This is a genomic window from Roseibium sp., assembly GCF_965232425.1.
Classification (GTDB): domain Bacteria; phylum Pseudomonadota; class Alphaproteobacteria; order Rhizobiales; family Stappiaceae; genus Roseibium.
Genome location: NZ_OZ246971.1, coordinates 4,220,550 through 4,235,671, shown reverse-complemented (window position 1 = coordinate 4,235,671; position 15,122 = coordinate 4,220,550). Strand labels below are relative to the sequence as shown.

Below are 15,122 nucleotides of genomic sequence, written 5' to 3'. Positions count from 1 at the left end.
CCTGCGGCCATGTAAAGCGCATCTGGGAGGATAGACGATGACGCTCATTGGAAAGAAATTCGGTATCACACGCCGCGGCTTCATTGCCGGTGCAACGGCAGGACTGGCAGCACCCGCAATCCTGACCAGGACGAGGGCATATGCAGCCGACCCGGTCATCAGGATCGGTCATGTCAGCCCCCGCACCGGTCCTCTCGCCGGGTTCGCCGAAGCGGACGACTATGTTCTTGCCGGAATTCAGAAGGCACTCGCCGGCGGTGTTGAGAACAACAACAAGTCCTACAAGGTCGAGATCATCTCCAAGGACAGCCAGTCCAATCCGAACCGGGCGGCCGAAGTCGCATCGGAACTGATCCTGAGCGATGAGGTCGACATTCTCGTCGGCGCCTCGACACCCGACACCACGAACCCGATTTCCGATCAGGCGGAACTCAACGAAGTCCCCTGCATCACCACCGATTGCCCGTGGCAGCCCTATTTCTTCGGCCGCAACGGCGATCCGGCCCAGGGCTTCGACTACACCTATCACTTCTTCTGGGGCCTGGAAGACGTCATCAAGGCGTTCCTGGCCTTGTGGGAGGAAGCCGGTGTCGAGCGGAAGGTGGGCGGACTGTTTCCCAACGATGCGGACGGAAATGCCTGGGGCGACGACAAGGTCGGCTTCCCGCCGGCTCTTGTCGGCAGCGGTTTCGAACTGACCGATCCGGGCCGCTACCAGCCGTTGACCGACGATTTTTCAACGCAGATTTCGGCGTTCAAGGAGGCCGGATGCGAGATTGTCACCGGCAACATGATCCCTCCCGACTTTGCAACGTTCTGGTCCCAGTCGGCGCAACAGGGCTTTCAGCCCAAGGTGGTCACCATAGGCAAGGCGCTCCTGTTCCCGTCAGTCATTGAATCCCTCGGTGATCGCGGCGACGGCCTGACCTCGGAAATCTGGTGGACACCGGAACATCCGTTCTCTTCATCGCTGACGGGTGAGAGCGCGAAACAGCTGGCCGACGGCTATGTCGCCGCTTCCGGACGCCCCTGGACCCAGCCGATCGGCTTCAAGCATGCGCTCTTCGAGGTGACGACCGATGTCATCAGGCGCACCGCCGACCTTGAAGACCCGAATGCGATCCTGGAAGCCATTCAGGCAACGGATCTGCCGACCGTGGTCGGACACGTCAACTGGGGCTTCGGCCCCGTGAAGAACGTTTCCAAGACACCGCTCGTCGCCGGCCAGTGGCAGAAGGGTGCCAACGGCATGGAACTGGTCATTACGTCCAATCACAGCGCGCCGGAGATCCCCACAACCGGCAAGCTGAAACTGCTGGCGTAATGCCCCGACGGCGCACGGCTTGACCCGCCGTGCGCCCCCCGGACTTTCTCACCCCGGAAGAGATGCCGATGGCCCCAGTTCTCGAACTCAAGGACCTGTCCAAGTCCTATGGCGCGATCACCGTCGCCGATCATCTGTCCTATCGGCTCGACGCGGGCGAAGCCCTTGGCGTCATCGGGCCGAATGGTGCCGGCAAGACCTCCATGTTCAACCTGATCACGGGGACGGTCCGGGCCGACAGCGGGCAGATTTTCTTCAGCGGTGAAGACATCACGCGCCACTCGGCCGCGCGCAGATGCAGGGAGGGCATTGCCCGTTCGTTCCAGATCCCGCAGCCGTTTTCTGGCATGACGGTCTTCGAAAACGTGCTGGTCGCGGCAACGCACGGCGCCAAACTGCCGGCGCAAAAGGCTGATCGGCACTGTTTGGAGATGCTGCAGCTCACGGGTCTGATCGACAAGGCCAATGATGTCTCCGGTTCGCTTACGCTGCTCGGACGCAAGAGACTGGAACTGGCCCGTGCGCTTTGCGCTCAGCCGAAACTGCTGCTGCTGGACGAGATTGCCGGCGGCCTGACCGAGAACGAATGTCATTCGCTGGTCGAAACCATCAACACGATCCGGGCGACCGGAATTTCCATCATCTGGATCGAGCATATCGTTCACGCCCTCCTGTCTGTGGTGGACCGGCTGATCGTGATCGATTTCGGTCGGAAAATCGCCGAGGGCAACCCGAAGGAAACGATGGCAAGCCGGGAAGTGCAGGAAATCTACATGGGAGTGGACGCCGATGGCTGACGCCCTTCTCGCCACCCAGGCGCTCACGGCCCACTACGGTGACTTTCAGGCCTTGTTCGACGTCGACATCCATGTTCGGCGCGGCGAGGTCGTCGCGATCATCGGTGCGAACGGCGCCGGCAAGACGACGTTGATGCGCTCCATCACCGGCCTTTTGACCAATCAGCCGGACATGGTCACGTTCAATGGTGCCCGGATCGGGGCGATGCGCGCTGATCAGGTGGCCAGGACGGGCATCGCCATGGTGCCGGAGGGAAGGCAGCTGTTTCAGTCTCTCTCCGTGGAGGAAAACCTCGTCATAGGGGGACAGATGGGCCGCAAGGGCGCGTGGGACCTGGAAAAGGTCTATGCGCTTTTCCCTGTCCTGAAGGAAAGACGACTGGTCCAGGCAACGTCGCTATCCGGCGGGCAGCAACAGATGGTGGCCATCGGGCGCGCCCTCATGTCCAACCCGGAACTCATTCTGTTCGACGAGATCAGCCTGGGTCTTGCGCCGATCATCATCAAGTCGATCTACGACGCCCTGCCCGGCATCATCGGTCAGGGCATGAGCGCTGTCATCGTTGAACAGGACATTGCCAAGGCGCTGAGCGTCGCGGGCCGTGTCTATTGCATGCAGGAAGGCAGGATCTCGCTTGAGGGACGTTCCGACGAACTGACCCGCGAACAGATCAGCGCTGCCTATTTCGGGGTGTAGACAATGAGCGGCTACCCCAGACAACCGCGCCGGAAGCGCACACTCCCAAAGATCGGAACGGACGGTTTCAAAAACCGCGGAAAGGCACTTGGATGGAATGGATAAACGCCATCTTGCAGGGCGTGCTGCTGGGCGGTCTCTACGCGCTGTTCGCCGCCGGCCTGTCGCTGATTTTTGGTGTCATGCGCCTGGTCAACATCGCACATGGCGACTTCATCGTTCTCGCGGCCTTCCTTGCCCTCACCACCACGACCACGCTTGGGATAAGCCCTTTGCTCGCCCTCGTCATTGTCGTGCCGCTCATGGCCCTTCTTGGCTACGTGCTCCAGCGCGGTGTCCTCAATCAGACCCTCGGTGATGATATCCTGCCCCCGCTGCTGGTCACGTTTGGCCTGTCCGTGATCATCCAGAACGGCCTCCTTGAGATCTACAGCGCCGATCCGCAGAAAATGAACGCCGGCGCAATCGAAACCGCCAGCCTTGCCCTTCCGGGTGATCTCAATATCGGCGTGCTGCCGCTGCTCATGTTCCTGGTCGCCGTTGCCGTTATTGCGGCCCTGCAGTGGATCTTCTACCGCTCGGCCCTGGGCCGCGCCTTCCGGGCGGTCTCGGACAAGCAGGACATTGCCCAGTTGATGGGGCTCAACAAGGCCCACGTGTTCGGCCTCGCCATGGCGCTGTCCCTCGCCGTCGTCGGTATCGCGGGCGTCTTTCTCGGTATTCGCACCAGTTTCGATCCGTCGATCGGACCGGGCCGGCTCATCTTCGGCTTCGAGGCCGTCATCATCGGCGGACTGGGTAATCTCTGGGGCACCCTGATCGGCGGCATCATTCTCGGCGTCAGCCAGAATATCGGCGCGCAGATCAATCCCGGCTGGCAGCTGCTGGCCGGTCACATTGCCTTCCTGATCGTTCTCGCGGTGAGACCGCGCGGCCTGTTCCCACGGATTGACTGATGACATCGGCAACCTACACCATATCAAGATCGTCGCCCGCAAGCCGCGCCGCTGCGCTCGCCGGTCTCCTGGTCCTCGCTGCCCTGGTCGCCGCGCCCTGGTGGGCGGGCCGTGCCGACATGCGGCTCCTGAGCGAGATCTTTCTCTACCTCTCCCTCGCCTGCCTCTGGAACCTGCTTGCCGGATATGCCGGTCTTGTTTCGGTGGGCCAGCAGGCGTTTGTCGGCTTCGGAGGCTACATGCTGTTTGCGCTGGCGATCTTTGCAGGTCTGTCACCGCTGGCGGCAATCCCGATCGCCGGGCTTCTCGGCGCACTGGTCGCCGTCCCCGTCGCCTTCCTGATCTTCCGGTTGCGCGGGGCCTATTTTGCCATCGGCACCTGGGTGATCGCGGAAGTGTTCCGGCTCAGCTTCGCGCAGATTTCCGCGCTCGGTGGCGGGTCCGGCACCAGCCTCCCGGTCGCGATCGTGCGTTCCATGGCCTCCAGCCGGTCCATGCGCGAGGCAACGACCTACTGGCTCGCCCTCGGCATGGCCGTTCTCGTCCTGGCCGTGATCTACCTTCTGCTCAGGTCGCGAAACGGTCTTGCGCTCACCGCCATCAGGGACAGCGAAGTCGCCTCCAACAGTTTCGGCATCGACATCTGGCGGCACAAGTTCATCGTCTATGTTGTGACGGCGGGCCTCACCGCCTCGACAGGCGCCCTGATCTTCCTTCAGAAACTTCGGATTTCGCCGGACGCCGCCTTCAGCGTGAACGACTGGACCGCCTTCGTGATTTTCATCGTCGTCATTGGCGGCATCGGCACGCTCGAAGGACCGATCATCGGTGTCATCGTTTTCTTCCTGCTGCGCGAGACCCTCGCCGACCTGGGCACGACCTACCTGCTGCTGTTGGGGCTTGTCGCCATCGTGGTCATGTTGAAAGCGCCAAGGGGGATCTGGGGCTTCGTCAGGGACAGGACCGGTCTGGAACTTTTCCCGCTGTCGCGGCGGGTCGTGGACGACAATCAGAAAGACAGGACGTAGAGATGGCTCGCAAACGCAAAAAGACAATCATCACCTGCGCCGTGACGGGTGCCATCCATACCCCGACCATGTCGGACGCGCTCCCCTTCACCGCCGAAGACATTGCTGATCAGGCCATCGAAGCGGCCAAGGCGGGAGCGTCGATCCTCCACCTGCACGCCCGCAATCCGGAAAACGGCTCCGTCTCCATCGCCCCTGATCACTTCAAGGCCTTTCTGCCGGTGATCAAGCAGGCGACCGATGCAGTTGTGAATGTCTCGACAGGCGGCAGCCTGGTGAACACCATGGAAGAACGGATCGCCCCGGCCAAGTGGGCGTCTCCGGAAATGTGTTCGCTCAATATGGGATCGATGAACTTCTCGTTCCATCCGATCGCCGACCGGATCAAGGACTTCAAGTACGACTGGGAAGAAGACTACATCCGCAATTCCGAAGGCTACATTTTCCGCAACACATTTGCCGATATCCGCTACGTCGCAAACGAACTCGGCGGATCGCACGGCGTCAAGTTCGAGCACGAATGCTACGACGTCGGGCACCTCTACAATCTGAAATTCTGCATGGACGCGGGCCTCTTCAAGGCACCCGTCTTCATTCAGTTCATCTTCGGCATCCTGGGCGGCATCGGACCGGATATCGACAATCTTGTCTTCATGAAGAGAACCGCGGACCGCCTGTTCGGCGACGACTATCAATGGTCTGTCCTCGGGGCGGGCGGCGCCCAGATGCCCTTCGCCACGACTGCCAGCCAGATGGGCGGCAACCTGCGCGTCGGGCTGGAAGACAGTCTGATGATTGCCCGTGGCCGGCTCGCCACATCCAACGCGGAACAGGTCACAAAGATCCGGCGCATTGTCGAGGACCTTGGCTGCGAAGTGGCAACCCCGGACGAGGCACGCGAAATGCTGGACCTCAAGGGCGGAGACCGCGTCGCGTTCTAGGCGAAGGACGCAACGCGGTTACCTGCAGGCCGTTAGGCGGCAAGTGCCTGGCGCGCCCGTGATAGCCGGCTCTTCACGGTGCCGATGGCGACACCCATCTGGCTGGCGATCTGGTCATGCGACAGGCCCGAAAACACGCAGAGCTCCAGAACGTCGCGTTCTTCCGGCCGCAGGTTTTCAAGGCTCTTGGCGACATCGCCAAGCTCGACATGTTTTTCCTGCGCCGGCGCTGCGGTGGCCTGCTCATACCATTCCTCGATCGGAACATGGTGGCCCCGGCGCTCGACCTTGCGGAACTCATCCAGCTGTGCATTCCGGGCGATGGCGAAAAGCCAGCTCCTGAGTTTCGTACCGTGCACATATTGGCGCCGGTTGCGCAAGGCACGCTCCAGGGCTGTCTGCATCAGGTCATCGGCCGCTTCGGACGAAGTGGAGATGGATCTGGCAAAACGCCACAGGTGCGGAATTTCGGATTGCAGGTCTGTTGCAAAGCTGTCTTCAAATCGGGTCATCTAGCCCTCCCTGCGTCTGTTTCGATGACCTGCATCTAATGTTGAGCGGGATCTTGTTTTAGATGCTTCAAAGGAAGTTCATGGCGAGTTGATAGTCCGTGCGCCAATTCCACCGGACACATGCAGCCACGCAAAAGTTACTTGTAGTGATCCCCAAAAAACCAAGATGTCTAACACGTGGAAACGAAACCGGAATTTCGGGCCATGGTTGCCCTGAGTGCCGCAAATCGGCCAATCGAAAGACACCGAACACAAATATTAATAAGTAACGTTGAAGTTGATATGTGATGAATATCACTAAATAATCCAGAAAATTATAAATTTCTCCTCAAAAAAATATCTCATTTTTCCATGTATATTATAAAGCGTATGATTTTTTCTAATTTTTTTGGAACCTATACGCACCCTGAACGTTCATATGCTGTAACCGAGGTGCAGACACGGGCCAAACGCCAGCACCTCCACTGGACACAACATACGAAAGGAACATTCCCATGCGTACCAGCAAGAAAATCATTTCGTCCGTCATCGCGGCAGTATTCGTATCCGGCGCATTTGTCGGCACGGCAAGCGCAATCGACTTCGGCGGTCTTTATGGCGACTCCAACGGTTCCGAGCCGGTGTTTTTCACCAGCAACCAGCAGAACATCAACAACAGCCAGCTCAGCCGCTCCACGAACCGCGCAAAGCAGCCTGACGCCCGCATTTTTGCCGACTACGCCGACCAGGCTTATGGCGATCTGAACGGCAATCAGCCGGTCTCCGTCCGTCGCCTGCAAGCCGACAACGCGCGCGCGCTGCGCTGATCCAATTGCCTGAATGCGAACGGCCTGACTGTCCGCATCAGCTGAGATCAGCGAACAACGAGTGACGGTCCCGGAACCGGGAACCTGTCGACAGAAAAGGGCCACGCATCGCGCGTGGCCTTTCTGTTTTGAAAACTTCGGAAAGTGCTCTAAACGTCATTGACCGATACGTTGCAAAACGGTCATCTGCAATCGATTGACGGGCAAAGGGTGATCCGGCCTAATGAAAGCGCCAATAAGGCGATCGTGATTCACCGGGGACCTGAGCATCATGGACGCGCTGCCATTCGACTATTCCGATTACCAACCCAAGGGTGACAAGAGGAATTCGGAATTCTTCGAGGAATACCTGCCGAAGATTTATGACCGCCGGGCGAAGACCGGCGTGAACGATCTCGTCGGGCGGATGAAAGCGGTGGTCATTCAGGTCGAGGCGGGCGACGGGGTTGCCACCATGGCCGAACTGCACCGGATGACGCCGAACCGGTATCATTCCAGCTACATTTCCGGCACCCACAAGTTTCATGTCCTCCACAACAAGCCGGAGTTTCCTGCGGTCATCCTGATGGAACCGCTTTCGGGTGCCTACGAGGACTATATCAAGCGCCTCAACGTGCTTTATCCGCTGTCGCGCCAGAAGCCCAATACCCGCTATGTCGGCGAAGTGTTTCATTGTCCCGACACCGCAGAACTGCTGAAAACACTGGAAGCGCAGAGCATCCGCTTCGACTATCCGGGTGATACGGAGAACGCCTTCTATACATCGATGGGTATCGTGTTCTCGACGCCTTCCGATTTTACCGGCAACCGGATCGGCTATTCCGGCCACGATTTCAACGATCCGGAAAGCCTGGCGCTCGGGGAACGGGTCACATTGACCGACGCAGAAATCGCGCTGCTGCAGGACGGCATTGCCTTTGCCGAAAAACACGGCCTGAACGATCTGATGCTTGGCTACGACCACATGGCGACACGCATCCTGGCCGGTGAGCGCGAGGATGCGATCCTCGAGTTTCAGACAATGGTTCCCTATTATTTCTGGGGCGCCTACAACATCTCCGACATGAACTCCTCCACCAACGTGAACCGGTGTCCGATCGTCAGCGACGACAAGCAGTCGCCGGCAAAGGTGTTCACGGCCAACAACACGCCGTCCTTCGTCAATTCCTTTGAAAACCTGCCCATGCCGACGGAAGACTTCGTCCGCAACTACGGGCGCAGGATGCACCACATGGCGGTTGAAATCCTGGACGGCGACCATCCTTCGAACCAGAAGAACGTCGACTATGTTGTCGGCCTGCTCGGGCAGCAGGGCATCCCGTTCCTTGCCCATGTCGTGGGCGAGTGCAAGGATTCACCCGATCTGAAGCAGATCTTTTCCAAGCACTCGAAACACACGCTGCTCATCACGGAATATATCGAGCGCTGCAAGGCCTTCGACGGCTTCTTCACCAAATCGAACGTCGCCGCCCTGACCGAGGCCGCCGGCAAGGACGAGCGTTATCAGCACGGCCACGTCTTCGACTAGAGCTTTGTGATGGCTGCGGGTCAGTTCAGGTCCTTCAGCAGCCTGCCGTGTTTGCGGGTTTGCTGAATGACCTCGCCGAATGTCCTGTAACCGCGCGACGACAGGATCGGCAGCATCTTGCACAGCGCTTCGGCCGTCGCCTGGGCGTCTCCGAGTGCCGTGTGCCGGTGCTCAGGCGCAATCGTGATGTCGAGCCGCGCGCACAGGGCATCCAGCGAATGTCCCTCCGTCTCGCCGAACAGGACAGCGGACAGCAGAACCGTGTCGAGCATCGGGTGATCCCAGGAGAGATCACACAAGCGTGCGTGTCGGTTCAAAAACGCCATGTCGAAGGGCGCATTATGCGCGACCATGACGCAGTCGCGGGCGAACCCGTGGAACTGGGTCACGGCTGTGCCTGCATCCGGAGCATCTGCGACCATATCGTCGGTGATCCGGTGAACCTTCGTGGAAGCCGGCGGTATGGCACACCCGGGATTGACCAGTTGGTCCACCATCTCGCCGGGGACGATCCGCCCCCTGACCACACGAACGGCGCCGATCTGGACAATTTCGTCCTTGTTAGGCATCAGGCCGGTAGTTTCCGTGTCGAAGACGACGAATTGCAGATCCTGTAGCGGCGTGTTTTCGATCTCCCGTTCGCTGACCTGTTCAGTGAGATCGAAGTCATAGATCAGCGGACGCTCCGCATCCGGCTCAATCTGCGCCTTGGTTCCGTCCACCAGGATCATGTAGCCCGGCACTTTCTTGAGTTTCTTCAGGCGAAGCTCGAAACTCAGTTTTCCCTGACTGCCGGCGACCTTGGCAACAACCTCCGAGCGCCCTTCGGAGAGTTTGGCCTGAGCGGCGAGCAGTTCTTCTTCGTTGAAATAGTCGAACACCGAAGCGCTGAGGCGCGGCACATGCACCTGTGCCAGCACATCGGCCGCCTGCCCGTCATAGAGCATGATCCGGTGGTTTGGACTGACCAGGATGATGGCGACCGGAATTTCGGTCAGAAGCATGGAAAGATGAGCTTTTTCCGCCATGATCCGCGCGGTTTCACTTGCGACCATGTCATCGGTTTCCGCCGAAACCCTGGAAAGCTTCCCTGTCACGGCCTGAATGGCAGGCCCGAGATCTCCGAGGAACCGCGATCCGTGCAGGTCCACCAGCGCATCGACGCCGGCATGCGCGCGCGTCCGGATCGTGGCCGCGAGATGATCGATCGGCTTGGCGACGTTTTCGTCGAACAGCAGCCAGACCCTCGTCGTCACGGCGAGAATGGCGAAGGCCGATAATGAACCCGAGATGAGAAAAGCGGACACCGCTCCGCCTTCGTCGAGCCTGTTGAAGGCGAAATAGTGCGACAGCACGACAAGAACCGAACACACGGCTGCGGACCCGAAAAACAGCAGAAAGGTCCGCAATCTCAGACTGAGCGACATCAGCATCATTCCGCTCCGCAGATAGTTGAAACGATCGGGTCGTCTTCGGGCACGTGGATCCAGTCCGCGCCGGACACGGCACCGCCCTGTTCGAACACGACGGCATCGGCCAGTGCAGCCCGTCGGCTGCCTGCGCAATCCGCCAGAACGGTGAGCTTGTTGACGGGCGACCATCTGCCGAAGAAGTAGGTCTCCCCTAGACGTTCGCCCGGCCGGTCCGGATGCGTGCGAATGGTTCCGACATCGACCGCGACGAACCGCTCCACGAAGGGCTGCACATAGGTCCAGGGCCTGTAGAACGCTCTGTTTTCGATTGTCTGGGCAATCACGATGCCCTCGGGCAAGGCTTCCTTCGTCCGCGAGAACCAGCCGTATTCGTTGGCGATCGTGGTGACGATCATCGCGGCACCGGCCGCCACCGGCGCAAACCAGCGCGGCAGGCGGCCGCCCAGCAAGCGGTTGACCAGCATGACAACACCGGCTGCCGCAATGGCGGCGACAAAGGCTGCAATCAGCTCGACAAACATTTCTTTCCTCCCGGACGGGTCTGCGTCCACCCATCCATTCCGCTTCTGCTGTTTCTTAGCCCAGCATTCCGCGACCGTGCCCAATTGAGGACTGCATCGTTTTGACCACGACAAACGCGTCCCGCAAATGACTTCGCTCAAAATCCGACAAAGACGATGGTTGCAGGAAGTTGTCCGGCTTCTGACCGAGCTTGATCAGACCGGCCTGATGCAGCAAACGGGTTTCCGCAATCAAATCGTAGGCGTCCAGCAGATCGCTGCCCCCTGACTGGCTGAGCCGGCCGCTCGCGCGCGCCTCCAGCAGCCGCGCCTTGGTATTCACCGCCGTGATCTGCCCCTGCAGCGCATAGATACGCGCAAGGTCGACGATCGGCACCACGCCGTTCAGCTTGGTATCGAGCGCATTCTTGTTCTCACCGGAACGTATCGTGGCCAGGCCGCGCAGAAGGTTGAGAGGTGGATGGTGCTTGAGCGAATTGCTGACCATGTGCGCCACGAAGATCGAATTCGAGGCCGCGGCCTTGAGCGTTTCTTCCTGGAGGTTTTCAAAGAGCTCCTTGCGGCCGCCGATGGCGCGCAGGTCGAACATCACTGAACTCAGCATCTGCGCTTCCGGGTCTGGTTTCCGGATCCAGCCCTCGAAATAGCTTTTCCAGACACCAACCGGCTGGCACCAGCGCGGGTTCGTCGCCATCATGTCACCCGGGCAATAGACGTAGCCGCACGTGTTCAGGCCATCGCAGACGAAACGGGCGAGATTCGCAAAATAGCCGTCCCTGTCGCTGTCACTTACCGCATCATCAAGAAACAGGCAATTGTCCTGGTCGCTCACGCCCGTCTGTTCCTGGCGCCCCTGGGAGCCGCAGGCAAGCCAGAGATAGGGCACGGGGGGCGGACCCAGCTTCTCCTCCGCCAGAGCAAGCAGGCGGCGCGTAACCGTGTCGGCGATGTCTGTGATCAGCCGCGTGACCACCTCGTGCGGACTGCCTGAGGCCACCAGTTGAAGCAGCAATCGCGGGATGTGAGCAGTCACCGCGGCCATGTCCTCGGCTGTCGCCGCGCGTGTGATCTGGCCGACCATGTCGGCCGAACTGATCGCCTGGAAGCGCGTCAGATCGGTCTGCGTCACCATTCCAGCGAGACGGCCGGCTTCGACAATCGGAATGTGCCCGATCCGTCGCTCCATCATCAGGTGCAGGATATCGGTGCCGATCGCCGAAGGCGCCAACGCCATCGGCTCTTTCGTCATGACGTCGGCAATTCGGGTTGTTCCGGGCAGACCTTCGGCAAGAACCTTTCCCGTCAGGTCCCGCGTGGTCACGATACCAAGCAGTGTTTCTTGCCGGTCCGTCACGCACAGCGAGGAAATGTGCAAGTCGCGCATTTTTCTGGCCGCCTCCTGGACCGATGCATCCGGTGCACAAGTGACCGGGTTGCGTGCCATCAGCGTTTCTGCCTGTGTCGTGGCAAGGTCTTTGCTGCGGACGCTTGCCTTGCGCGCCCGGTCGAAGAATCGGGCGACGACCTGCTGTTCGTCCATGAGCTTGCGGAAATCGGCAGGTGGCAGCATCAGGAGGACGGACGCTTCGTCCGCCTGCGCGGACGTGGCTGCAGCTCCGTCTTTCAGAAGCCCACGCTCGCCGAATGTGTTCCTGTGAACCAGGTGACTGACGACGACACTGTTTTCATCGCGGATCTTCACCCCGCCCTCGTAAATGACGAAAAGACCGGGCAGTTGTTCACCGAACTTGTAGATATGGGCATCGGGGTCGACGTGACGGACCTGGAAACGCTCCGCAAGTTTCTCCAGCACGTCGTGTGAAAGCGCGTCATAGGGGTGCAGCGATTTCAGGAACGCCGAAATCTGGCCAACGCTCAAGGACATTCGAACCGCCTCGTCTTGAACACAAGTCCTGCCCGGCGCATGACCGGGCAGGACGGGATCATATTGGGCCAGGCGGCCGGAAACCAGCCGCCGGGCGATGCGATCAGTGGTCCTGCGCGACGCCGGCACCGCGTGGGATGCGGACGCTCTCGACCAGTTCCTTGATCGCCTGCGGCGTTTCCTTGCTCATGCCGGATACGACATAGGCGACCAGGAAGTTCACAGCCGCGCCGATTGCCCCGAAGGACGTCGACTTGATCGGGCCGAGCAGCGGATCGGCATCCGTGAAGGTGTTGGTGCCCGGGATGAAGAACCAGCCCTTGTGCAGGAAGATGTAGACCAGCGTCACGATCAGGCCTGCCAGCATGCCGGCAACGGCACCGGTGTTGTTGATGCGGGTCGAGAAGATCCCCATCATCAGCGCCGGGAAGATCGATGCCGCCGCCAGTCCGAAGGCGAGTGCCACGGTTTGTGCGGCAAATCCCGGCGGATTCAGCCCCAGATAGGTTGCCACGACAATGGCGACCGCCATCGCTATCCTCGCCGACAGGAGCTCCCCCTTCTCCGAGATCTGCGGATTGAAGGCGCCCTTGATCAGGTCATGACTGACCGCCGAAGATATGGCCAGCAACAATCCGGCAGCCGTCGACAGCGCCGCGGCAAGACCGCCTGCTGCCACCAGGCCGATGACCCAGCTCGGCAGGTTCGCGATCTCCGGATTTGCAAGAACGAGAATGTCGCGATTGAACTTCGTCAGCTCGTTGCCTTCCCAGCCTTTTTCGGCGGCCAGGGTCTGCATCTCGGCATTCTTGTCGTTGTAATACTGGATCTTGCCGTCGCCGTTCTTGTCTTCCCAGTCGAGAAGACCCGTCTTCTGCCAGGTATCCATCCAGTCATATTTCGGATCTTCGGCAATGGTCTCGACTGCAACGGCACCGCCATTGATCCCGCCATTCGGCCACATCATTTCCGTGATGTTGAGGCGCGCCATGGCACCGACGGCCGGAGCGGTCAGGTAGAGCATCGCGATGAACACCAGCGTCCAGCCCGCTGACCAGCGTGCGTCGGAAACCTTCGGCACGGTGAAGAACCGCATGATCACGTGCGGCAGACCGGCTGTGCCGATCATCAGCGACAGCGTGAACAGAACCATGTTCAGCGTATTGGAATGGTGCGCGGTGTAGGAGTTGAACCCGAGTTCCGTCACCACCTGGTCCAGCTTCGTCAGCAGCGGAACGCCGCTGGCAACGTCATTTCCGAACAGGCCGAGACCCGGGATCGGGTTGCCCGTCAGCTGAAGCGAAATGAAGATCGCAGGGATGGTGTATGCGGTGATCAGAACCACATATTGCGCAACTTGCGTATAGGTCACGCCCTTCATGCCGCCAAAGACGGCATAGGCGAAGACGACGCAGGCGCCGATCAGGAGACCGGTTGTGTTGTCGACCTCGAGGAAGCGCCCGAAGGCGACACCAACGCCGGTCATCTGACCGATCACGTAGGTCGTCGAGGCCACAATCAGGCAGACAACGGCCACGATCCGCGCGGTCTGGCTGTAAAAGCGGTCACCGATGAACTCCGAAACGGTGAACTTGCCGAACTTGCGCAGGTAAGGCGCGAGCAGCAGCGCCAGCAGCACATAGCCGCCGGTCCAGCCCATCAGGAAGGAGCTGTTGTCATAGCCGGTGAAGGCGATCAGGCCCGCCATGGAGATGAACGAGGCCGCCGACATCCAGTCAGCCGCGGTCGCCATGCCATTGGTGACCGGGTGCACCCCGCGTCCGGCGGCGTAGAATTCCGAGGTCGAGCCCGCGCGGGCCCAGATCGCGATGCCGATGTAGAGCGCGAAGGAGCCGCCTACGAACAGCAGGTTGATAGTAAACTGATCCATTTGTCAGGCCCCTATTCTTCGTCGACACCGTGTTCGCGATCGACCTTGTTCATCCAGAACGCGTAGAAGAAAATGATCGCGAGAAAGACAAGGATTGAGCCTTGCTGGGCGAACCAGAAGCCCAGATCCGTCCCGCCGACGGAAATCCCGCTCAAGAGAGGGCGCAGCAGAATGCCGAACCCGAAAGAGACCAGCGCCCATATGACGAGGCTGATCGATATGATCCGCATGTTCGCGGACCAGTATCCGTTGTTGGATGAGTTTTCGGACATGGCGTCTCCTCCACTTCGTCCTGCTGCAAGCCGGGGCCGGTTGTGTCAGCGGCGCCCTGCTTCTCCTTCGATTTGTTTCGACTTCCGACAGAAATTCCCGCATCGCACAAAACGAAAGCGGAACCTGAGCATGAGGCGGGGAAAATTCTTGATCCGTTTGCAGCAGGAATTGGCCGAGGGTTCCATAAACCGAGCAATCACCAAATCCTGACAAGACAAACCAGAAACTATACTCAAAAATTGCTTCAAAATTCTGCAAAACCTGCCTCACAAGGCTTTGCATTCCAGAAACAACTTTGATGAGCAAGACTGAATCGATCAGAATTGAGATCCGGACACTAGCAGCGCTTTCTTTCGTTACAACACTACTTAGGAATTACGCGACTTAGGTATAATCATACGTATGAACACTATTGTTCTGACGGATTAATACTTAGGTCTAAATGCTTAAAACCGCAGAATTCTCCCGTTTTGAGAGAACGGAAAAGACGCCGCACGTTGCGTTGAACCGGAGTGCTTGCCGAAAACGGC

The 15,122-nt window shown here is 59.5% G+C and carries 14 protein-coding genes; 8 read left to right on the top strand and 6 right to left on the bottom strand.

What is annotated here, in order from left to right:
* Positions 1-37: 37 nt before the first annotated feature.
* The 6 genes from ACO08A_RS19240 to ACO08A_RS19215 all read left to right on the top strand — a co-directional run bounded on the left by ACO08A_RS19240 (position 38) and on the right by ACO08A_RS19215 (position 5,743).
* On the top strand, positions 38-1,324 hold the full coding sequence (locus tag ACO08A_RS19240; RefSeq protein ID WP_422037563.1) for an ABC transporter substrate-binding protein: 1,287 nt from the start codon (positions 38-40) through the stop codon (positions 1,322-1,324).
* A 68-nt stretch (positions 1,325-1,392) separates the two neighbouring features.
* Positions 1,393-2,121, top strand: a complete 729-nt coding sequence (locus tag ACO08A_RS19235) for an ABC transporter ATP-binding protein (protein ID WP_422037562.1) — start codon at positions 1,393-1,395, stop codon at positions 2,119-2,121.
* Positions 2,114-2,818: an ABC transporter ATP-binding protein gene (locus ACO08A_RS19230; RefSeq protein WP_422037561.1), complete on the top strand. Its 705-nt coding sequence runs from the start codon at positions 2,114-2,116 to the stop codon at positions 2,816-2,818. The genes ACO08A_RS19235 and ACO08A_RS19230 overlap by 8 nt, the downstream gene beginning before the upstream one ends.
* 92 nt (positions 2,819-2,910) lie before the next feature.
* The gene (locus ACO08A_RS19225) at positions 2,911-3,774 is read left to right on the top strand and encodes a branched-chain amino acid ABC transporter permease (RefSeq protein ID WP_422037560.1); all 864 of its coding nucleotides are present in this window, start codon (positions 2,911-2,913) and stop codon (positions 3,772-3,774) included.
* A complete protein-coding gene (locus ACO08A_RS19220; RefSeq protein ID WP_422037559.1) occupies positions 3,774-4,802 on the top strand; it encodes a branched-chain amino acid ABC transporter permease in 1,029 nt (342 codons plus the stop codon). The genes ACO08A_RS19225 and ACO08A_RS19220 overlap by 1 nt, the downstream gene beginning before the upstream one ends.
* A gap of 2 nt (positions 4,803-4,804) precedes the next feature.
* Positions 4,805-5,743, top strand: a complete 939-nt coding sequence (locus tag ACO08A_RS19215) for a 3-keto-5-aminohexanoate cleavage protein (protein ID WP_422037558.1) — start codon at positions 4,805-4,807, stop codon at positions 5,741-5,743.
* Positions 5,744-5,775: 32 nt separating this feature from the next.
* Here the strand turns inward: ACO08A_RS19215 and ACO08A_RS19210 are convergent, their stop codons facing one another.
* Entirely contained in the window at positions 5,776-6,255 is a 480-nt protein-coding gene (locus ACO08A_RS19210) for an RNA polymerase sigma factor (protein WP_422037557.1), read from the bottom strand.
* Between the two features lie 494 nt (positions 6,256-6,749).
* Here ACO08A_RS19210 and ACO08A_RS19205 point away from each other — a divergent pair, with 494 nt between their 5' ends.
* Positions 6,750-7,061: a hypothetical protein gene (locus tag ACO08A_RS19205; RefSeq protein ID WP_421984188.1), complete on the top strand. Its 312-nt coding sequence runs from the start codon at positions 6,750-6,752 to the stop codon at positions 7,059-7,061.
* 271 nt (positions 7,062-7,332) lie between these two features.
* Positions 7,333-8,589: a hypothetical protein gene (locus tag ACO08A_RS19200; RefSeq protein ID WP_422037556.1), complete on the top strand. Its 1,257-nt coding sequence runs from the start codon at positions 7,333-7,335 to the stop codon at positions 8,587-8,589.
* 20 nt (positions 8,590-8,609) lie between these two features.
* Here the strand turns inward: ACO08A_RS19200 and ACO08A_RS19195 are convergent, their stop codons facing one another.
* The 5 genes from ACO08A_RS19195 to ACO08A_RS19175 all read right to left on the bottom strand — a co-directional run bounded on the left by ACO08A_RS19195 (position 8,610) and on the right by ACO08A_RS19175 (position 14,591).
* A complete protein-coding gene (locus ACO08A_RS19195) occupies positions 8,610-10,016 on the bottom strand; it encodes an exonuclease domain-containing protein (RefSeq protein ID WP_422037555.1) in 1,407 nt (468 codons plus the stop codon).
* A 5-nt stretch (positions 10,017-10,021) separates the two neighbouring features.
* Entirely contained in the window at positions 10,022-10,543 is a 522-nt protein-coding gene (locus ACO08A_RS19190; RefSeq protein WP_422037554.1) for a hypothetical protein, read from the bottom strand.
* Between the two features lie 55 nt (positions 10,544-10,598).
* Positions 10,599-12,428 (bottom strand): DUF294 nucleotidyltransferase-like domain-containing protein, encoded by a 1,830-nt coding sequence (locus tag ACO08A_RS19185; protein ID WP_422037553.1) that lies wholly within the window; start codon positions 12,426-12,428, stop codon positions 10,599-10,601.
* Between the two features lie 103 nt (positions 12,429-12,531).
* The gene (locus tag ACO08A_RS19180) at positions 12,532-14,319 is read right to left on the bottom strand and encodes a sodium:solute symporter family protein (RefSeq protein ID WP_421984194.1); all 1,788 of its coding nucleotides are present in this window, start codon (positions 14,317-14,319) and stop codon (positions 12,532-12,534) included.
* A gap of 11 nt (positions 14,320-14,330) precedes the next feature.
* Entirely contained in the window at positions 14,331-14,591 is a 261-nt protein-coding gene (locus tag ACO08A_RS19175; protein WP_420333343.1) for a DUF4212 domain-containing protein, read from the bottom strand.
* Between the last annotated feature and the right edge of the window lie 531 nt (positions 14,592-15,122).